The following is an 18,976-nucleotide window of genomic DNA, read 5'->3' as shown; positions in this document are numbered from 1 at the left end:
AGCCACGGCAACGGATAGGTGCTAAAGGCAGACCGGACGGTTCTGGCAACTTCACGGTGAGAAGCCGCGGCTTCCTCGGGCGGGCGGGTGTGCCCGTCCAAGAACGAACGCAGTGTGGCGCAGTCGATCGAACATTCTAGGGTTTGCACCAAAAGGGTTTACCCACACATCGCGTTTCGCGAAGCGAATTCGCAAAATAGAGGGGGTTCATCTTGTTTCACGATGACACCCCCAAAGCGGCACCTCCCACACCCGAGCGCCCGCCAAGGCTTCGCATTTGCGCGTACGCTTTCAGACCATTGCCCCTCCCCACCTGTTGCTATGAAGCGTTACTGGCTCTTGTTCTCCCAGGCTGTCACCGTCCTGCTGGCCGCTTATTTCATCGTTGCGACCCTGCAGCCCAGCTGGCTGCAGCGCGGCGCCACCTACAGCCGCGCCGGCATCTCCCTGCTGGAGGCGCCCTCCGAACCGCGCACCGAATTCGCCCCCGGCAGCCTGGCCGCCGCGGCCCAGAAGGCCATGCCGGCCGTGGTCAGCATCAACACCAGCAAGGAAGTGCGCCACCCGCGCAGCAACGACCCCTGGTTCCAGTTCTTCTTCGGTGATGTCGGCCCGCAGCAGCAGACCGGTCTGGGCAGCGGCGTCATCGTCAGCCCGGCGGGCTACATCCTGACCAACAACCACGTGGTCGAAGGCGCCGACCAGATCGCTGTGACCCTGGCCGACGGCCGCATGGCGAATGCCAGCATCATTGGCACCGACCCCGAGACCGACCTGGCCGTGCTGAAGGTGGAGCTGGACAAGCTGCCCGTCATCGTCCTGGGCAACTCGGACCACGCCGTGGTCGGCGACACGGTGCTGGCCATCGGCAACCCGTTTGGCGTGGGCCAGACCGTGACCAGCGGCATCGTCAGTGCACTGGGCCGCAAGGAGCTGGGCATCAACACCTTCGAGAACTTCATCCAGACCGATGCGGCCATCAACCCCGGCAACTCCGGCGGCGCGCTGGTGGATGTGAACGGCAACCTGCTGGGCATCAACACCGCCATCTACTCGCGCTCGGGCGGCAGCATGGGCATCGGCTTTGCCATCCCCGTCTCCATCGCCAAGCTGGTGCTGGACGGCATCGTCAAGGACGGCAAGGTCACGCGCGGCTGGATCGGCGTGGAGCCCAACGAGCTGTCACCGGAACTGGCCGAAACCTTTGGCGCCAAGGCCTCGCAGGGCGTGATCATCACCGGCGTGCTGCAGGACGCACCGGCCGCGCGCGCCGGCATGCTGCCCGGGGACGTGATCACCGCCGTTCAGGGCCAGGTCGTACGCAATGTGGCCGAGATGATGACCGCCGTGGCCGCCCTGCCCCCCGGCCAGGTGGCCGATTTTGCCGTGCTGCGCAATGGCAGCGAGACCACGCTGAGCATCACCCCCGGCGTGCGCCCGGCACCGCAACGCGCCCGCCGCTGAGACTGCATGCAAAAAGCAGAGCGCCTGCCGCTTGCCGGCAGGCCATTTTCACCATAAAACTCTTAGAAACCACCTGAATACGAGCGTCCAGCGCTCCTTTTTCAGACAGCATCCGCCCACAAAAAAGCCCGCCCACCATCCAGGTGCGCGGGCTTTTTGCTTCCCCACCAAGGGTGGGTAAGAAATCAATCCGTGGCGGCTTCGGCCTCGTCGTCCTCGGGCTTCTTGGACGACTTGGCGAACCAGCCGGCGGCGACAATACCGACCTCGTACAGCACGCACATCGGGATGGCCAGCGCCAGCTGCGAGATCACGTCGGGCGGCGTCACCACGGCGGCCACGACGAAGGCCAGCACGATGAAGTAGCCACGGAAGCTCTTGAGCTTGGCGATGTCCACGATGCCGAAACGCACCAGCAGCATCACCACGATGGGCACCTGGAAGGCCATGCCGAAGGCCAGGTACAGCGACAGGATGGCCTCGACGTACGAGGCGATGTCGGGCGTGGCTGCCACGCTCTCGGGCGTGAAGCCCTGGATGAAACCGAACATCTTGTCCAGCACGAAGAACTGCACGAAGGCGATGCCCAGGTAGGCCAGCAGGCTGCCGAACACGATCAGCGGCAGCGCAAACTTCTTTTCATGGGTGTACAGGCCGGGCGCCACGAAGGCCCACAGCTGGTACATGATCCAGGGCAGCACCGACAGGATGCCCACCATCATCAGCACCTTCAGCGGCACGAAGAACGGCGAGAACACGCCCACGGCAATCAGCTTGGCATCGGGCGGCATGTGCGCCTTGATGGGGTGGGCGATGAAATCGATCAGCCCGTTCGGTCCGGGCCAGACCGCCAGCACCGCGACCGCCAGGGCAATCCCGTAAATGCAGTACAGCAGGCGGTCCCGCAGCTCCATCAGGTGCTGCACAAAGGGCTGCTCGGTGCCTGCCAGCTCGTCGTCTTTGGTGGATTTGTCAGACATGGTCGGAAAAAGCGCCGGACTGCGCAGCCCGGCCATTCAGGAAAGAAAGCCGCAGCGCACGGCGGTGGGCCCTGCGCTGCGTCACCACACCCGCGCTCAGCGCTTGGGCTTGAAGCGTGCCACCCGGGCAGCGCCCGACTGCACGTGCGTGCGCACGCCGGCGCGCGCCTTGTACCAGCGCGGCACGGCGCCGCGCTTGAGGCGGAAATTCTTGCCCGGATTCTTGTACACCGGCGCCACGGCACTGCGGCTGTCGTAGCTGCCGTAGTCGCTGGTCGACGTGCCGCTGTCGTAGTCCGAGGCGAAATCGGTGGCCTCGCGCCAGTCTTTCTCAAAATCGCTGGAGGCCGTGTGCACCGTCTGCTCGACATCGCGCGCCGCCGTCTCCACCGACTCCTTCATCTTCTTGAGCTCGTCGAGCTCCATGGAGCGGTTGACTTCGGCCTTGACATCGGACACATAGCGCTGCGCCTTGCCCAGCAAGGTGCCCACCGTGCGGGCCACGCGCGGCAGCTTCTCGGGCCCGATGACCACCAGGGCCACCGCGCCGATCAGCGCCAACTTCGAGATCCCGATGTCAATCATGCCAACGCCCCTGGTCGGTGCTTGCAGCCATGTTCAAGCATCAGCTCTTTTGCTTGGCGTCGACGTCGATGGTGTTCTTATCGGCCTTGGTCTGGTCTGCCACGGCGGCCTTGTCGGCGGTGGCGTCACCAGCGGTGCCGTCCTTCATGCCGTCCTTGAAGCCCTTGACAGCGCTCCCCAGGTCACCGCCCAGGTTCTTGAGCTTCTTGGTGCCGAACACCAAAACCACGATCAGCAGCACGATCAGCCAGTGCCAGACGGAAAACGTTCCCATGAGATTTCTCCTAACGAATACAAGTCATTTTAGACGGGCGGCTGCCACTTGGCGCCGCAGATGGCCTTAGAACACCCGGGTACAGGCCGCGCCGTCATCCAGTGTCAGCAATCGATCAGCCGTGCTTCCAGGGGCGGGGGCCACCCATCACGTGCAGGTGCAGGTGGTGCACTTCCTGGCCGCCTTCGGTCCCGGTGTTGACCACGATGCGGAAGCCGCCCTCGGGATAGGGGTTGCAGCCCTGCTCCAGCGCCAGCTGGGGCGCCAGGGCCATCATCTTGCCCAGCAGGGCTTCCTCGCTCGGACGGACCTGGGCCATCGAGGGGATGTGCTGCTTGGGCACGATCAGGAAATGCACCGGTGCCGCAGGACGGATGTCGTGGAAGGCGAACAGCGTGTCGTCTTCGTACACCTTGCGGCTGGGGATCTGGCCAGCGGTGATTTTGCAGAAAAGGCAGTTCGGGTCGTGCGCAGTCAGTGCGGGCTCGGTCATCAAAGGCTCAACTCTCGGTTCTCGGTGAAGGTGCAGGGCGTGCGGGGTGCACGGTCAGGGATTGTCCACAATCTGCAGGGTCTCGCGCACGCCCACGTCCTGGCGGTGATCATGCACCCATTGCTGGCCCTGGGCGCGCCCCAGCGCAAACAATTTCAGCAGGAAGCCCATGTCCACGCGCGATTTGCTGGCCGCGCCAAAGTGGCTCAGGGCCGCACCGCCGTCGATGCGGTGCATCAGCACGCTCTTGTAGCGCGTGGCATCCAGGCGGCCCTCGGCCAGCAGGCGGCGCACGAAGTCGATGGCGCGCAGCTCGCTGAGCAGGCCGGCGTTGAACATCACCTCGTTCATGCGCTCCATGATGTCGCCCGCCGTCTCGGGCAGCTCATGGTGCTCGATCGGGTTGATCTGCACCAGCAGCATGTCGCGGCAGTCGGTGCGGTAGATCAGCGGGTACAGGGCCGGGTTGCCCGAAAAGCCGCCGTCCCAGTAGTACTGCCCGTCGATCTCGACCGCCTGGTACAGCTGCGGCAGGCAGGCCGATGCCATGACGGCATCGGCACTGAGGCGCTCGCCACTGAAGATCTCGCCCTTGCCGGTGCGCACATTGGTGGCGCAGACAAACAGCCGCGGCATGCCCGGGTGCGGCAGGGCGGCGCGCAGCTGGGCGAAGTCGACCGTCAGCTCCAGCAGCCGGCGCAAGGGGTTGATGTCCAGCGGGTTGGTCTGGTAGGGCGACAGGAACTGCGACATCATGCCCATCAGCGGGTTGCTGGCCACCGGCACCCCCAGGGTGAAGCTGCCCATGGCCCCCACGCCCTCCCACAGCTTGCGCAAGGCGTTGCGCGCGGCGCTGCAGCTGGCCGCATGGCGTGCCGCGTCGTCCTTAGGGTGTTGCAGTGCGGCCGTGGCAAAGCCCTGGGCCACGGCGACGGCGTTCATGGCGCCGGCACTGGTGCCGCTGATGCCGGGAAAGCAAAAGCCGCCGTCCTCCAGCAGCGCGTCCAGCACGCCCCAGGTGAAGGCCCCGTGCGAGCCCCCGCCCTGCAGCGCCAGATTCAGACCTTGTGGGGTGGTGGTGCTCATGGGTGGCGGGGGTCTGGGCCATGGCCGCTCAGCGCGGCAGGGCCTCTTGCTGGTTCATGGCGACCATGCCGCGCACGATGCGGTAGAGGAACCACAGCGAGATCACGCACCAGGCGATCCAGCCGGGCACGAAGAACAGCAGCCACAGCGGGGCGGTGAGTACGTACAGCACGCCGGCCCACAGCACGCTGCGGATGCGCCAGGCGAAATGCGAGGCGTGCCAGGTGCCGCTGGCATCCGGGCGCTTGACCAGATCGATGACCAGCGCGATCAGCAGCACCGCCACGCTGACCTGCGCCCCGGGCACCACCGCCGCAATCGCGACGATCAGGTGCAGCAGGTAGCTGACCCAGCCCCAGGCGTTGAGGCCATCGAGCGTGGCCTTGTCGACCGCGCGGACTTCGACGATGTCATCGTTCACTCGCTGTGTCCTTCCTGCGCTGCCCGTGCCTGGGCCTTGCGCAAAGCCTTTTCCTCCAGCCCGCTGGTGCCTTCACGGCGCTCCAGCTCGGCCACGACGTCGGCGGGCGTCAGCCCATAGTGCGACAGGGCAATCATGGAGTGGAACCACAGATCCGCCACCTCGTACAGCAGCTTGCCCTTGTCGGCGCCATGGTCCACGTCCTTGGCGGCCATGACCACCTCGGTGGCCTCTTCGCCGATCTTCTTCAGAAAGGCGTCGGGGCCCTTGTGCAGCAGGCGCGCGACATAGCTTTTGTCGGGGTCGCCGCCGTTCACAGTTTTACGGCTTTCGATGACGGCCGCAAGACGCGCCAGCGCGCCTTCGACCGATGCAGGATGTTGTGCAGACATGGGGGTTATTTGTAGATGGAGGCAGGATCTTTCAAGACCGGATCGATGGCCACCCACTGGCCGTCCCGCAGCACGCTGTAGAAGCAGGAGTGGCGGCCAGTGTGGCAGGCGATGCCGGGCGTGTGGCCCTGCTGGGTGATCTTGAGCAGGATGACGTCGTTGTCGCAGTCGATGCGCAGCTCGTGCACGGTCTGCACGTGGCCGGACTCCTCGCCCTTGGCCCACAGCTTGTTGCGCGAGCGGCTGAAGTACACGGCGCGGCCCAGCTCGGCCGTCTGCTGCAGCGCCTCGCGGTTCATCCAAGCGAACATCACCACGTCGCCCGTGGCCTGTTCCTGTGCAATCACGGGCACCAGGCCCTGGGCGTCCCATTTGACTTGGTCGAGCCAGCTCATAGTCATTCCTGTTTGTATAGCTGCCTGCGCAGGCAGGCAGGCAGGCAGCCACTTTCAACGATTAATCCATGGCCAACACTGATAGAACCAGCGCCAGCCGCTTATTTATTTCAACAGTGATGCCGCCGCGCGCCACCGTGGAGCGTTGCGGACCCGGCACCTGCGGCATCCATCGCCGCCGCCGCACGCTGCCGCCCAGCCTCCGGCAGGGCCGCCCCACTCACAGGCGCACGGGAATGCCACGCTCGCGCATGCGCTGCTTGGCCTGCTGCACCGTGTATTCGCCATAGTGGAAGATGCTGGCGGCCAGCACCGCATCGGCGCCGCCCTGCTGCACACCGTCGGCCAGGTGGTCCAGGTTGCCCACGCCGCCCGAGGCGATCACGGGCACGCCCACGGCATCGCTCACGGCCCGGGTCAGCGCCAGATCGAACCCGCTCTTGGTGCCGTCCTTGTCCATGCTGGTCAGCAAGATCTCGCCGGCGCCGCGCTGGGCCATCTCGGTGGCCCAGCGCACCACGTCCAGGCCCACGTTCTTGCGCCCACCGTGGCTGTACACGTCCCAGCCCGGGCCCATGGGCGTGCCGCCGGGGCCGATGCGCTGCTCGTCCTCGGGCGTGCGGCGCTTGGCGTCGATGGCAACCACGATGCACTGCGCGCCGTACTTGTCGCTGCAGGCGTTGATGGTGTCGGGGTTGGCGATGGCGGCGGAGTTGAAGCTGGTCTTGTCCGCCCCCGCGTTCAGCAGGCGGCGCACGTCTTCCACGCTGCGCACACCGCCACCCACGGTCAGCGGGATGAAGACCTGGCTGGCCACGGCCTCGATGATGGGCAGGATCAGGTCGCGCCCGTCGCTGGTGGCGGTGATGTCCAGGAAGGTCAGCTCGTCCGCACCCTGGGCGTTGTAGCGCGCGGCGATCTCCACCGGGTCGCCCGCGTCGCGCAGTTCCAGAAAGTTGACCCCCTTGACCACGCGGCCCCCGGTGACGTCCAAGCAAGGAATGATGCGTTTGGCGAGCATGAAAAGACTTTTTCTATCGGTTGAACAGCGAACACCGGCGACCGCCCCTCAGGCGACCACCTGCAAAGTTTGGGTCGCCTGCCAGCGCTGCCCCGGGTGCAGGGCCACGGGCTGGTTGATGGCGGCGGCTTCCACGCACAGCATGCGCATCCAGTCGGCGCCCTGCAGATCCGCCAGGGTGGCGCACAGGGCGGGGCCGGGGTTCCAGACCACGGTCTCGGGCCAGGCCGCATCCTGGTGGATGCGCAGCGTGCCGGCCGCATCGCGCAACTCCAGCGGCTGGGCGGGGCGGGCGTAGACACGGTCCACCTCGGCGCCCAGCGCCACAGCGCCGGCCTGCACCTGCGGTGCAAAGTGGTGGGCCGCATCCCAGTAGGCCGCGCCGTCCAGGCCGTGCAGGGCGGCGATGTCGGCCCCTTGCACCGCCAGGTAGGTGTGCAGCGCGCCGGTGAAGGCCAAGGCGGTGCTGCCGGTGTTGGTGGCCGACAGCGTGATCTGCAGGGCGTCGGGCGACAGCGTCACCGCCAGCTCGGCCTGCAGGGCATGCGGAAAGTCGGGGTGCAGCGGCGCGGCGGCTGCCCACTGCCAGCGCGTGGTGACGGCATGGCCCTGCGCCTCGGCCTCCAGCCAGTCCCAGATGGTGCGCCGCGCCAGGCCATGCTTGGGCAGCGGGCCGCGCTGGTTGAACTGGGGAAAGCACACGGGCACACCGCCCCGGATGGCGGCCGTGCCATCCAGCACGGCGCGCTCGGACAGGAACATGCGCTCCTGCCCCCGGGCGTTCCAGGACAGCACCTGGGCACCGAAATCAGACACCCGCACGCTGTCGCCATTCGGCAGGGTGATGCGCGTGCAGCGCAGGCCGCGCCAGTCTTCGCGCGCGGCGGGGGACGGGTTCATCCGGCGTCTTCTTCGTCGCCGCCGTTGAGCTGGTCGGCCCGCTTCTGGCCCGCGGCAAAGTCCAGGTCGCCGGTGTAGATGGCACGGCCGCAGATCACGCCCTCGATGCCCTCGTCCTCGACGGCGCACAGGGCGTCGATGTCCTGGATGCTGGCCAGGCCGCCCGAGGCGATCACGGGGATGCGCACCGACTGCGCCAGCTTGACGGTGGCGTCGATGTTGATGCCCGACAGCATGCCGTCGCGGCCGATGTCGGTGTAGATGATGGATTCCACGCCCCAGTCCTCGAAGCGCTTGGCCGTGGGGATCACGTCCTGGCCGGTCAGCTTGCTCCAGCCGTCGATGGCGACCTTGCCGTCCTTGGCATCCAGGCCGACGATGATGTGGCCGCCAAAGGCGCTGCAGGCATCCTGCAGGAAGCCGGGGTTCTTCACCGCGGCGGTGCCGATGATGACGTACTCCAGGCCCGCATCAAGGTACTTCTCGATGGTGTCCAGGTCGCGGATGCCGCCACCCAGCTGCACGGGGATTTCACCGTCCACGGCCTTCAGGATCGCCTTGATGGCCGCCAGATTCTTGGGCTGTCCGGCAAAGGCACCGTTCAGGTCCACCAGGTGCAGACGGCGGGCGCCGGCTTCCAGCCACTTGCGGGCCATGTCAGCAGGGTCACCGAACGTGGTGGATTGGTCCATGTCACCTTGTTTGAGTCGGACGCATTGGCCGTCTTTGAGGTCGATGGCGGGAATCAGCAGCATGATGGGCTAAGGGCTTTGCCTAAGAGTTGGCCTCAGGGTGAAGTGGCCAGGGTTGAAGAAATCGGTGCTTACGGGTTCCAGTGCAGGAAGTTGCGGTACAGCTGGATGCCGTGGTCCGCGCTCTTCTCGGGGTGGAACTGCGTGGCAAAAATCTTATCGCGTGCGATGGCGGATGCAAACCGCCCCCCGTAATCTGTCTCAGCGGCGCAATGCGCGGCGTCAGCGGGTTGCGCATAAAAGCTGTGCACAAAGTAGAAGTAGGCCCCATCGGGGATGCCGTCCCACATGGCGTGGCGCACGCCGCCGGGGGTCGTGGGCACGACCTGGTTCCAGCCCATCTGCGGCACCTTGTAGCGGCTGCCGTCGGGCTGGGTGCGGCCGGCCAGGTCAAAGCGGCGCACCACCCCGGGGATCAGGCCCAGCGCCGGGGTGTCGCCCTCTTCGCTGTGGTCCAGCAGCATCTGCATGCCCACGCACACGCCGAACAGCGGCTTGGTGGCGGCGGCTTCCAGCACCGCCGCCTGCAGGCCCGAGGCCTGGAGCGCAGCCATGCAATCGCGCATGGCGCCCTGGCCGGGCAGCACGATGCGGCCAGCGGCGCGCACCTCGGCCGGGTCCTGGGTGACGATGACGCGCACGTCGGTCCCGGCGGCCGCATGCAGCACGGCCTGCGAGACCGAGCGCAGGTTGCCCATTTCGTAATCGACCACGGCCACGGTGTTGTTCATGGAACTCATAGCACTTTGCGCTGGTTGTTGCTGGTTTTCAGCAGGCTTTGGCTTGGAAACCCAGGTTTCACCAGCGCAAGCCGCTCACATTGTTCAGAGACTGCCCTTGGTCGAGGGGATCACGCCGGCCATGCGCTCGTCGCGCTCCAGCGCAAAGCGCAGGGCCCGGGCGAAGGCCTTGAAGATGGTCTCGCACTGGTGGTGGGCGTTGAAGCCCTTGAGGTTGTCGATGTGCAGCGTCACCCCGGCGTGGTTCACGAAGCCCTGGAAGAACTCGTAGACCAGCTGCGTGTCCAGCTCGCCGATACGGCCGGCGGTGAACTTGCAGTCCAGGTGCAAGCCGGGGCGGCCCGAGAAGTCGATCACCACGCGGCTCAGGGCCTCGTCCAGCGGCACGTAGGCATGGCCGTAGCGGCGGATGCCCTTCTTGTCACCCACGGCCTTGGCAAACGCCTGGCCCAGGGTGATGCCAATGTCTTCCACGGTGTGGTGGCCGTCGATGTGCAGGTCGCCCGCGCACTCGATGTCCAGGTCGATCAGGCCGTGGCGCGCGATCTGGTCCAGCATGTGGTCCAGAAAGCCGATGCCGGAGTTCAGCCGCGCCTTGCCGCTGCCGTCGAGGTCCACGCGCACCTGCACGCGGGTTTCGGCGGTGTTGCGCTGCACTTCGGCGACGCGGGGATGGTGGCCCTCGGCGGTGGCGGGGGCGGTGGAGGGCACGAGTGCGTTGCTCATAACGATTCCTTCAGGGCTGCCAGCATCTGGGCATTTTCTTCACGGGTGCCCACGGTCAGACGCAGGCAGTTGGCCAGCAGCGGGTGCATGGCCGAGACATTCTTCACCAACACGCCCCGGGCCTTCATGGCGGCCTGCGCGGCGGCGGCATCGCGCACGCGCAGCAGCACCATGTTGGCTTCGGACGGCCAGACCTTGTCCACGCCGTCCAGCGCGGTCAGGGCATCGATCAGCGGCTGGCGCTCGGCGCGGATGGCGGCGGCCTGCTCAGCGTACAGCGCGGCGTGTTCCAGTGCAAAGATGGCGGTTTCGCAGTTCAGCACGCTGATGTTGTAGGGCGGGCGCACCTTGTCCAGCTCGTTGACCAGGGCTGCGGGGCCGATCAGGTAGCCAAGGCGCGCACCGGCCAGGCCGAACTTGGACAGCGTGCGCATCAGCAGCACGTGGGCGTTGCGCGCCGGGTCGGCCTGCATGTTGCGGATCCAGCTGCGGCTGGCAAAGGGCTGGTAGGCCTCGTCCATGACCACCAGGCCGCCGATGGCGCCGACGGCGTCGATCACGGCCTGCACCTGGTCTTCGGGCCACAGCGTGGCCGTGGGGTTGTTGGGGTAGGCGATGTAGGTGATGGCGGGGCGGTGCTGCGCAATCGCCGCCTGCATCGCGGGCAGGTCCAGCTCGAAATCCGGCGTCAGGTTCACGCCCACGAAGTCCAGGCCCTGCAACTGGGCGCTCAGCGGGTACATCACGAAGCCGGGCATGGGCGCCAGCATGGTGGCGCGGCCGCCCGCGGTGGGCTGGGCCGTGGCCAGCGCCAGCAGGGTGATGATTTCGTCCGAGCCATTGCCCAGCAGCACGGCGCTGCCGGCGGGCGCACCGGCGTAGTCGGCCAGCATCTGCTTGAGGACGTCCAGGCGCTCGCCGGGGTAGCGGTTGATCTCGAGTGCGCCCAGGCGCGCGCCCAGCGCCTGCTGCAGCGCGGCCGGCAGGCGGAAGGGGTTCTCCATGGTGTCCATCTTCAGCAGACCCTGGGCGGGCTGCACGTGGTAGGCCGACATGGCGCGCACATCGGCGCGGATGCGTTGCATGGCTCGTTGCTGGGTCTCTGGCACTGTCATCGTCTTACTTTCTTGCGGGAACCTGCGTTGGCCGGCATGGCACGGGCTGCCATGGTCTGGGGGCGCTCAGGCTCCTTCCACGGCCGGTGCGGCCTGCTGCAGCGGGTGCACCACGGTCACGCCGCCAAATTCCGCGCCATGCGGCAGGTGCAGGCTCAGCATCTGCGCGCAGCCACTGTGCTGGGCGCAGGCCACGGCCAGGCAATCGCCGAAGTCGAGCTGGTGGCGGGCCTGCACGGCCCACGCGGTCTCCAGCGTGGCGCTGTCGGTTTTCCAGGGGGTCCAGGTCTGGTAGCGGCGGATGGCCGCACGCGCATCGCCCTGCGACATGGGCTGGGGGGCGGTGGTCACCTGGTCGTAGAACTCCACCAGGGCCTGGTGGCTGGTGCGGCCGCTGCGGCGGCGCCACAGCAGGTCCAGCCAGTCCAGCGTGGCGGCATACAGCGCGCCGCCGCCCACGTTCTCCGCCGCGATCAGGACCGAGGTATCGACGAACACCGGGTTCATGCGGCATCCCCCAGGGCGGTAGATTTGGCATCTTTTTGGCCTGCAGCGCGCTGGCTGCTTGCGCTGCGCGCTACGGATTTTGCAGGCGCCTGGGCGCCCTGCTGCCAGCTGCGCTCGTCCGTGCGCCAGGCCAGGTAGGCGCGCTCGTAGGCGTCCTCGCGCTGCATCATCTCGGCCATGAAGTCACCCAGCATGCGCGAGACACTGGTGCCGCGCCGTGCTGCCTCGATGCGCGCCCAGTCGAGCACGCTGTCTTCCACGGTGATGGTGACGTTCTTCATGCCGCCCATCGTACACGAAATTCGTGTTGCACGAAATTCGTGTGACAACAGATCCCCGTCAGACCGTGGACGTGCCGCGCAGCAAATGCCGGGCAATCTCGCCCACGCGGTGCAAGGCGTCGAGATGCTGTGCGGTCCAGTCGCCTCCGAGGCCAATCCGCACACCCTGCGGGCCCCGCCCGGCTGCACCTGGGTGCGCAGGGGCAGGCGCCGGCCCTGGTGCGCTGGGTGATGCTGCCCCCGGGCAGTGGTACGCCGGCATAAGCGACTGCGGCGTCCGCAGAGGCTAGTCCCTGGGCGGTCGCTGGGGGCGGCGCGCAGCCGCCAGGCTGCTGAAAGATGCCGTGCGACGGCAGGCAGCCATGGGACACGCGGGCGCAGCGTGCGTGCCTGCCACCACCGAACGGACGAAAAAAAGCCGTGGACGCGCCACGGCTGGTGCACACCTGGCGGCGCGCGTTTTATTTCAAGCGCATCTCGGCGGCACGGGCGTGGCCCTGCAGGCCCTCGCCATGCGCCAGCACCGAGGCGATCTGGCCCAGCACCTGGGCGCCCTGTTCGCTGACCTCGATCAGGCTGCTGCGCTTCTGGAAGTCGTAGACCCCCAGGGGCGAGCTGAAGCGCGCCGTGCCGCTGGTGGGCAGCACGTGGTTGGGGCCGGCGCAGTAGTCGCCCAGCGATTCGCTGGTGTAGGCCCCCAGGAAGATGGCGCCCGCGTGCTTGAGCGCAGGCTCCCAGCGGTGCGGGTCATTGCTGGAGACTTCCAGGTGCTCGGGCGCGATGCGGTTGGAGATGGCGCAGGCCTCGTCCATGTCGCGCGTCAGGATCAGTGCGCCACGGTCGCTCAGGCTCTTGGCGATGATGGCCTGGCGGGGCATCTCGGGCAGCAGGCGGTCGATGGCGGCCTGCACCGCGTCGATGTAGGCGGCATCGGGGCACAGCAGGATGGACTGGGCCAGCTCGTCGTGCTCGGCCTGGCTGAACAGGTCCATGGCCACCCACTCGGGCGGCGTGCTGCCGTCAGCCAGCACCAGGATTTCCGAGGGGCCGGCAATCATGTCGATCCCGACCAGGCCAAACACGCGCTTCTTGGCGCTGGCCACGTAGGCGTTGCCGGGGCCGGTGATCTTGTCCACCTTGGGCACGGTGGCCGTGCCATAGGCCAGGGCCGCCACGGCCTGGGCCCCCCCGATGGTGAAGGCGCGGGTGACGCCGGCCACATAGGCGGCGGCCAGCACCAGCGCGTTCTTCTCGCCCTTGGGGGTGGGCACGACCATGATGATCTCAGGCACACCGGCCACATGGGCCGGGATGGCGTTCATCAGCACGCTGGAGGGGTAGGCCGCCTTGCCGCCGGGCACGTAGATACCCACGCGGTCCAGCGGCGTGACCTTCTGGCCCAGCAGGGTGCCGTCCTCGTCGCGGTAGCTCCAGCTTTCGCCGTTGGCCTTCTTCTGCGCCTCGTGGTAGCTGCGCACGCGGCGCGCGGCGGACTCCAGGGCCTCGCGCTGCACGGCAGGCAGGCTGTCAAAGGCGGCTTTCAGTTCCGCCTGGCTCAGCTCCAGCGCGGCCATGCCATCGGCGGGCAGGCCGTCGAAGCGCGCGGTGTATTCCAGCACGGCGGCGTCACCGCGTTGCTGCACGTCGGCCAGGATGTCGGCCACGCGCTGCTCGATCGCAGCATCCGTGTCGGCCGACCAATGCAGGCGCTGCGCAAAATCATGCTCGAAATTGGCATCCGCGGTGGACAGACGGAGGGGAGTAGCTGCGATTTCCATAGTGCTTGGACGGTGACAGTGGGGAAAGGGAATCAGGGGTTCTTGGCGGCAACCGCCTGCGCGAACGCATCGAGGATGGGGCGCAGGGTCCGCTGCTTGAGCTTGAGCGAGGCCTGGTTGACCACCAGGCGCGAGCTGATGTCCATGATGGGTTCGACCTCGACCAGGTCGTTGGCCTTGAGCGTGTTGCCGGTGGACACCAGGTCGACGATGGCATCGGCCATGCCGGTCAGCGGCGCCAGCTCCATGGAGCCGTAGAGCTTGATCATGTCCACGTGCACGCCTTTTTCGGCGAAGAAGTCGCGTGCGATCGTGGAGTACTTGGTGGCCACCTTCAGGCGTGCGCCCTGCTTGACGGCATGCTGGTAGTCAAAGCCCTTGCGCACGGCCACGCTGACGCGGCACTTGGCGATCTGCAGGTCCAGCGGCTGGTACAGGCCCTGGCCGCCGTGCTCGATCAGCGAGTCCAGGCCCGACACGCCCAGGTCCGCACCGCCGTACTGCACGTACACCGGCACGTCGGAGGCGCGCACCAGCACCACCCGCACCTCGGGGTTGGTGGTGTCGAAAATCAGCTTGCGCGACTTGTCCACGTCTTCCGTGACCACGATGCCGGCCGCGGCCAGCAGGGGCACGGTTTCTTCGAAGATGCGGCCCTTGGACAGGGCGATGGTGATGCTCATTGCGACACTCTTTCAATATCGGCGCCCAGGCCGCGCAGCTTGGCTTCCATGCAGTCGTAGCCACGGTCCAGGTGGTAGATGCGGTCCACCAGGGTCTCGCCCTTGGCCACCAGGCCGGCGATCACCAGGCTGGCCGAGGCGCGCAGGTCCGTGGCCATCACAGTGGCACCGCTCAGGGGCACGCCGCCGACCACGGTCGCCAGGCGGCCGTCGGTGGTGATGTGCGCACCCAGGCGCAGCATCTCGTTGACGTGCATGAAGCGGTTTTCAAAAATCGTCTCGGTGACCGTGCTGGTGCCCTCGGCCACCAGGTTCAGCGCCATGAACTGCGCCTGCATGTCGGTCGGGAAACCCGGGTATTCCGTGGTGCGGAAGCTCTGCGCCTTCAGGCGGCCCTGGCTGCGGATGCGGATGCCACCGTCCTCGGCCTGCACCTGCGCACCAGCGTCCACCAGCTTGTCGATGACGGCGCCCAGGTGGTCGGCACGGCCGTGGCGCAGGAATGCCTCGCCGCCCGTGGCCGCCACAGCGCACAGGAAGGTGCCGGCCTCGATGCGGTCGGCCACCACGGCGTGTTCACAGCCGTGCAGCGCGTCCACGCCGCGGATCACGATGCGGCTGGTGCCGTGGCCGCTGATCTGCGCGCCCATCTTGATCAGCATCTCGGCCAGATCGGTGATCTCGGGCTCCATGGCGGCGTTTTCCAGCACCGTCTCGCCTTCGGCCAGCGCCGCGGCCATCAGGAAGTTTTCCGTGCCGGTCACGGTCACCATGTCGGTGGTGATGTGCGCGCCCTTCAGGCGGGTCCAGCCCGCGGGCAGGCTGGCGTGCATGTAACCGTTTTCCACGGTAATGATCGCGCCCATGGCCTGCAGACCCTTGATGTGCTGGTCCACGGGGCGCGAGCCGATGGCGCAGCCGCCGGGCAGCGACACCTTGGCACGGCCAAAGCGCGCCAGCAGCGGGCCCAGGGCCAGCACCGAGGCGCGCATGGTCTTGACCAGCTCGTACGGGGCTTCGGGGTTGTTCAGCGCACCGGCATTCAGCTGCACGGTGCCGTGCTCGTCGCGCTCGGCCGTCACGCCCATGTTGCGGATCAGCTTGAGCATGGTGTTCACGTCCTGCAGACGTGGCACGTTGTGCAGGGTGACGGGCTGGGCGGTCAGCAGGGCGGCGCACAGTTCTGGCAGGGCGGCGTTCTTGGCGCCGGAGATGTGCACTTCACCGTGCAAGGCACGGCCACCGCGGATGAGGAGTTTGTCCATGGCGTGGGAGCCTTGAATCAGAGTATTTGAAGAAATCAGGCTCCAGCCCTTGTGGGGCAAGCGCCAACAGCTATGAAATGATGATCACTCAGACGGGGCATTCGCCCATTCTGCCGGGGTGTAGGTCTTCATGGACAGCGCATGCACCTCGTCGGTCTTGATGCGGTCGCCCAGCGTGGCATACACCAGGCGCTGGCGCGCCAGCAGGCGCTTGCCCTCAAACTCGGCGGACACGATGGTGGCATACCAGTGGCGGCCATCCCCTTCCACAGTCAGGTGCTCGCAGGCCAGGCCGGCGCGGATGATGGATTGAAGTTGGTCAGCGGTCATACATTTCTCTGGGCCGCAGCGCCTGCGCTGCCGCCAAATACGGTGGCGTGCAGCACCAGGCTGCACGCCGAAGTGGGCTCAATGGCGGATTTTGTAGCCAATGCGCAGCAGGTGCACGGCCAGGGCGCTGACCACCAACCAGGCCACGCCGACGATGGACAGGCTCACCCAGGGCGACACGTCGCTCTGGCCGAAGAAGCCGTAGCGGAATCCGTCGATCATGTAGAAGAACGGGTTCAGGTGGCTGACCTGCTGCCAAAACGGTGGCAGCGACTGGATGGAATAGAACACCCCGGACAGGAAGGTCATGGGCATGATCAGGAAGTTCTGGAACGCCGCCATCTGGTCGAACTTGTCGGCCCACAGCCCGGCGATCAGGCCCAGCGTGCCCAGCAGCGCCGCACCCAGGAAGGCGAACACAAAGATCCACAGCGGCGCCGCTGCCACCGGCGGGGTGAACCACAGGGTGACCAGGTACACGCCCAGGCCCACGACCAGGCCACGCACAATGGAGGCGCCCACAAAGGCCATGAACCAGGCCCAGTGCGACAGCGGTGTCAGCAGGATGAACACCACGCTGCCCATGATCTTGCTCTGCACCAGGCTGGAGGAGCTGTTGGCAAAGGCGTTCTGCAGCACGCTCATCATCACCAGACCGGGCACCAGGAAGGCGGTGTAGCCCACGCCGTCGAAGACCTGCACATGGTCTTCCAGCACATGGCCGAAGATCAGCAGGTACAGCACGGCCGTGAGCACGGGGGCGGCCACGGTCTGGAAGCTCACCTTCCAGAACCGCAGGATTTCCTTGTAGAACAGCGAGGTCCAGCCCTGCATCACGCGGCTCCCTTCATGACCTGCAGGAACACGTCCTCCAGGTCGGCACGGCGGATTTCCATGTCTTCCATGACCACCTGCGCCTGGCGCAGCGTCGCCAGGAAGCGCTCGATGTCATGCGGCCCCTGGGCCGGCAGTTGCACCACGCGCCCGGTGACGCGGGCCACGGGGGCCAGCTCGGCCGGCAGGGCATCGTCGGTCTTGAACTGCAGCACGTTCGCCGAGGCGGTCTTGAGCAGGTTGGACGTGGCATCCAGCGCCACCACCTGGCCTTGCTTGAGCATGGCGATGCGGTTGCACAGGGCCTCGGCCTCTTCCAGGTAGTGCGTGGTCAGCAGCACCGTGTGGCCCTGCTTGTTGAGCTGGGCGATGAAGTGCCACAGCGTCTGGCGCAGCTCCACGTCCACGCCAGCCGTGGGCTCGTCCAGCACGATGATCGGCGGCTTGTGCACCAGGGCCTGGGCCACCAGCACGCGGCGCTTCATGCCGCCGGACAGCTGGCGCATGTTGGCCGTGGCCTTGTCGGCCAGCCCCAGGTTCTCCAGCAGCTCGTCGATCCAGGCGTCGTTGTGCTTGACGCCGAAGTAGCCCGACTGCAGGCGCAGCGTCTCACGCACATTGAAGAAGGGGTCGAACACCAGTTCCTGCGGCACCACGCCCAGCTGCTTGCGTGCAGCGGCGAAGTCGTCCTGCACATCGTGCCCCATGACGGTGATGCGCCCGGCGCTGGGCTTGGTCAGCCCCGCCAGGATGCTGATGAGCGTGGTCTTGCCTGCGCCATTCGGGCCCAACAAGCCAAAGAACTCGCCCTCGGCAATGTCCAGGCTGACATCACGCAGCGCGTGGAAATCACCCCGGGAGGTGGCGTAGGTCTTAGAGATGGATTGGATGGAGATGGCTGGCATGAGAGCCTGACATTCTAAGCCTGCATGGGGATCCGACCACTGCGGCCGGCAGAGGCCTTCAGGCGGCCGCGGCCTCTGCGCTGTCGGGGTCCAGCAGGGGCATGACGCCATAGACCTGCGCCAGCGCCCGCAAGCTGGCCGGCCAGCCCTGGACCTGCAGACGGCTGCCACGGGCCAGCGCCACACGGCGGCAGGCCAGCAGCAGGGCCAACCCCGCCGAGTCGAACGACTGCACCGCCGCCGCGTCCAGCACCACCGGCGTGCCCTGGGGCAGCGCCTGGATTTGCTGGCGCAGCTGCGCCTGGGCCTGCACGGCCACATCGGCATTCAGCACGGAAGGAAGGGCAATCGTAGAGGACATGGCGGATTTATTTGCTGGCCTGCGCGTCGGCGGCCATGGTGCGGCTGGACAGGGCCGTGATCAGGCCGTCGATGCCGCCCTTGTTGAGCTCCTGCGCGAACTGGGTGCGGTAGGTTTCCACCATCCACACGCCCAGCACGTTCAGGTTGTAGATCTTCCAGGCCTTGCCGTCGGTGTTCTCCAAGCGGAAGTCCAGTTGCACGGGCTCACCCTTGCCATGCACCTCGGTGCGCACCAGCACGTCCTTGTCGCCGGGCGCGGCGCGCAGGGGCTTGACCTCGACGCGCTGGTCGCTGACCTGCTTGAGGGCGCCAGCATAGGTGCGGATCAGCATCAGCTTGAACTCCTGCTGCAGGCGGTCGCGCTGCGCGGGCGTGGCCTGGCGCCACTGTGGGCCCACGGCGGCCGAGGTCATGCGGCGGAAATTCACGTGCGGCATCACGGTGGTATCCACCACCTGGGAAATGCGCGCGATGTTGCCCTTGCGCAGCTCTGGATCGGCCTTGATGGTCTCCAGAAGGTCGGCCGACAGGCGCTTGACCAGCGCGTCCGGCGCTTCCGCAGGGGCTTGTGCCCAGCTGGGAGTGGCCATCCAGAGGGCGGTGGTGGCCGCCAGCAGGGCAGCCAAGGTACGGCGTTGCATCATCCAATCATCCTTTCGCACCAGGGCCCACGGCCCTGGTTTCTT

Annotated in this window: 25 protein-coding genes; 1 reads left to right on the top strand and 24 read right to left on the bottom strand. The window is 66.8% G+C overall.

Annotated elements, in window-relative coordinates:
- Positions 1–321: 321 nt before the first annotated feature.
- Positions 322–1,464: a S1C family serine protease gene (locus KAQ61_RS00630; protein WP_210930164.1), complete on the top strand. Its 1,143-nt coding sequence runs from the start codon at positions 322–324 to the stop codon at positions 1,462–1,464.
- A 185-nt stretch (positions 1,465–1,649) separates the two neighbouring features.
- Here the strand turns inward: KAQ61_RS00630 and tatC are convergent, their stop codons facing one another.
- From tatC to KAQ61_RS00515, 24 genes are all read right to left on the bottom strand, one after another.
- The gene (gene tatC, locus KAQ61_RS00625; RefSeq protein ID WP_043380490.1) at positions 1,650–2,444 is read right to left on the bottom strand and encodes a twin-arginine translocase subunit TatC; all 795 of its coding nucleotides are present in this window, start codon (positions 2,442–2,444) and stop codon (positions 1,650–1,652) included.
- A 96-nt stretch (positions 2,445–2,540) separates the two neighbouring features.
- Positions 2,541–3,029: a Sec-independent protein translocase protein TatB gene (gene tatB, locus KAQ61_RS00620; protein WP_042414243.1), complete on the bottom strand. Its 489-nt coding sequence runs from the start codon at positions 3,027–3,029 to the stop codon at positions 2,541–2,543.
- Between the two features lie 40 nt (positions 3,030–3,069).
- Positions 3,070–3,303: a Sec-independent protein translocase subunit TatA gene (tatA, locus tag KAQ61_RS00615; RefSeq protein WP_042414246.1), complete on the bottom strand. Its 234-nt coding sequence runs from the start codon at positions 3,301–3,303 to the stop codon at positions 3,070–3,072.
- A gap of 115 nt (positions 3,304–3,418) precedes the next feature.
- Complete coding sequence (locus KAQ61_RS00610) at positions 3,419–3,796, bottom strand: histidine triad nucleotide-binding protein (protein WP_042414249.1); 378 nt, start codon at positions 3,794–3,796, stop codon at positions 3,419–3,421.
- A 54-nt stretch (positions 3,797–3,850) separates the two neighbouring features.
- Positions 3,851–4,882: a patatin-like phospholipase family protein gene (locus KAQ61_RS00605; RefSeq protein ID WP_210930163.1), complete on the bottom strand. Its 1,032-nt coding sequence runs from the start codon at positions 4,880–4,882 to the stop codon at positions 3,851–3,853.
- Positions 4,883–4,910: 28 nt separating this feature from the next.
- On the bottom strand, positions 4,911–5,303 hold the full coding sequence (locus KAQ61_RS00600) for a DUF4870 family protein (RefSeq protein WP_042414254.1): 393 nt from the start codon (positions 5,301–5,303) through the stop codon (positions 4,911–4,913).
- Positions 5,300–5,695, bottom strand: a complete 396-nt coding sequence (locus tag KAQ61_RS00595) for a phosphoribosyl-ATP diphosphatase (RefSeq protein ID WP_210930162.1) — start codon at positions 5,693–5,695, stop codon at positions 5,300–5,302. The genes KAQ61_RS00600 and KAQ61_RS00595 overlap by 4 nt, the downstream gene beginning before the upstream one ends.
- A 5-nt stretch (positions 5,696–5,700) precedes the next feature.
- The gene (gene hisI, locus KAQ61_RS00590) at positions 5,701–6,090 is read right to left on the bottom strand and encodes a phosphoribosyl-AMP cyclohydrolase (RefSeq protein WP_042414259.1); all 390 of its coding nucleotides are present in this window, start codon (positions 6,088–6,090) and stop codon (positions 5,701–5,703) included.
- A 220-nt stretch (positions 6,091–6,310) separates the two neighbouring features.
- Positions 6,311–7,111 (bottom strand): imidazole glycerol phosphate synthase subunit HisF, encoded by an 801-nt coding sequence (gene hisF / locus KAQ61_RS00585; protein ID WP_042414262.1) that lies wholly within the window; start codon positions 7,109–7,111, stop codon positions 6,311–6,313.
- Positions 7,112–7,159: 48 nt separating this feature from the next.
- A complete protein-coding gene (locus tag KAQ61_RS00580) occupies positions 7,160–8,011 on the bottom strand; it encodes a D-hexose-6-phosphate mutarotase (protein WP_210930161.1) in 852 nt (283 codons plus the stop codon).
- Positions 8,008–8,766 (bottom strand): 1-(5-phosphoribosyl)-5-[(5-phosphoribosylamino)methylideneamino]imidazole-4-carboxamide isomerase, encoded by a 759-nt coding sequence (gene hisA, locus KAQ61_RS00575; protein WP_210930160.1) that lies wholly within the window; start codon positions 8,764–8,766, stop codon positions 8,008–8,010. The genes KAQ61_RS00580 and hisA overlap by 4 nt, the downstream gene beginning before the upstream one ends.
- A gap of 68 nt (positions 8,767–8,834) precedes the next feature.
- On the bottom strand, positions 8,835–9,503 hold the full coding sequence (hisH, locus tag KAQ61_RS00570) for an imidazole glycerol phosphate synthase subunit HisH (protein ID WP_210930159.1): 669 nt from the start codon (positions 9,501–9,503) through the stop codon (positions 8,835–8,837).
- Between the two features lie 84 nt (positions 9,504–9,587).
- Positions 9,588–10,229 carry an imidazoleglycerol-phosphate dehydratase HisB gene (gene hisB / locus KAQ61_RS00565; RefSeq protein WP_042414277.1) on the bottom strand — a complete coding sequence of 214 codons (642 nt, stop codon included), beginning with the start codon at positions 10,227–10,229 and terminating at the stop codon, positions 9,588–9,590.
- Positions 10,226–11,344 (bottom strand): histidinol-phosphate transaminase, encoded by a 1,119-nt coding sequence (hisC, locus tag KAQ61_RS00560; RefSeq protein WP_210930158.1) that lies wholly within the window; start codon positions 11,342–11,344, stop codon positions 10,226–10,228. The genes hisB and hisC overlap by 4 nt, the downstream gene beginning before the upstream one ends.
- A gap of 66 nt (positions 11,345–11,410) precedes the next feature.
- The gene (locus KAQ61_RS18620; RefSeq protein WP_043379852.1) at positions 11,411–11,851 is read right to left on the bottom strand and encodes a PIN domain-containing protein; all 441 of its coding nucleotides are present in this window, start codon (positions 11,849–11,851) and stop codon (positions 11,411–11,413) included.
- Entirely contained in the window at positions 11,848–12,132 is a 285-nt protein-coding gene (locus tag KAQ61_RS18615) for a hypothetical protein (protein ID WP_042414345.1), read from the bottom strand. Before KAQ61_RS18615 ends, KAQ61_RS18620 begins: the two co-directional genes overlap by 4 nt.
- Before the next feature lie 461 nt (positions 12,133–12,593).
- Positions 12,594–13,910 (bottom strand): histidinol dehydrogenase, encoded by a 1,317-nt coding sequence (gene hisD / locus KAQ61_RS00550; protein WP_045267503.1) that lies wholly within the window; start codon positions 13,908–13,910, stop codon positions 12,594–12,596.
- 32 nt (positions 13,911–13,942) lie between these two features.
- Positions 13,943–14,593 (bottom strand): ATP phosphoribosyltransferase, encoded by a 651-nt coding sequence (gene hisG / locus KAQ61_RS00545; RefSeq protein WP_042414296.1) that lies wholly within the window; start codon positions 14,591–14,593, stop codon positions 13,943–13,945.
- A complete protein-coding gene (gene murA / locus KAQ61_RS00540; protein WP_042414299.1) occupies positions 14,590–15,858 on the bottom strand; it encodes a UDP-N-acetylglucosamine 1-carboxyvinyltransferase in 1,269 nt (422 codons plus the stop codon). Before murA ends, hisG begins: the two co-directional genes overlap by 4 nt.
- 84 nt (positions 15,859–15,942) lie before the next feature.
- A complete protein-coding gene (locus tag KAQ61_RS00535) occupies positions 15,943–16,188 on the bottom strand; it encodes a BolA family protein (protein WP_043379830.1) in 246 nt (81 codons plus the stop codon).
- A gap of 78 nt (positions 16,189–16,266) precedes the next feature.
- Entirely contained in the window at positions 16,267–17,022 is a 756-nt protein-coding gene (locus KAQ61_RS00530) for an ABC transporter permease (RefSeq protein WP_210930157.1), read from the bottom strand.
- A complete protein-coding gene (locus tag KAQ61_RS00525) occupies positions 17,022–17,927 on the bottom strand; it encodes an ABC transporter ATP-binding protein (RefSeq protein WP_210930156.1) in 906 nt (301 codons plus the stop codon). Before KAQ61_RS00525 ends, KAQ61_RS00530 begins: the two co-directional genes overlap by 1 nt.
- 58 nt (positions 17,928–17,985) lie before the next feature.
- Entirely contained in the window at positions 17,986–18,288 is a 303-nt protein-coding gene (locus KAQ61_RS00520; RefSeq protein ID WP_154164782.1) for an STAS domain-containing protein, read from the bottom strand.
- Positions 18,289–18,295: 7 nt separating this feature from the next.
- On the bottom strand, positions 18,296–18,934 hold the full coding sequence (locus KAQ61_RS00515) for an MlaC/ttg2D family ABC transporter substrate-binding protein (RefSeq protein ID WP_042414310.1): 639 nt from the start codon (positions 18,932–18,934) through the stop codon (positions 18,296–18,298).
- Positions 18,935–18,976: the final 42 nt, after the last annotated feature.

The sequence above is a fragment of the Comamonas aquatica genome (assembly GCF_018064205.1).
GTDB classification, from domain to species: Bacteria; Pseudomonadota; Gammaproteobacteria; order Burkholderiales; family Burkholderiaceae_C; genus Comamonas; species Comamonas aquatica.
Note: the sequence above shows the minus strand (reverse complement) of the source record. Positions and strands in the feature narration are given on the sequence as shown.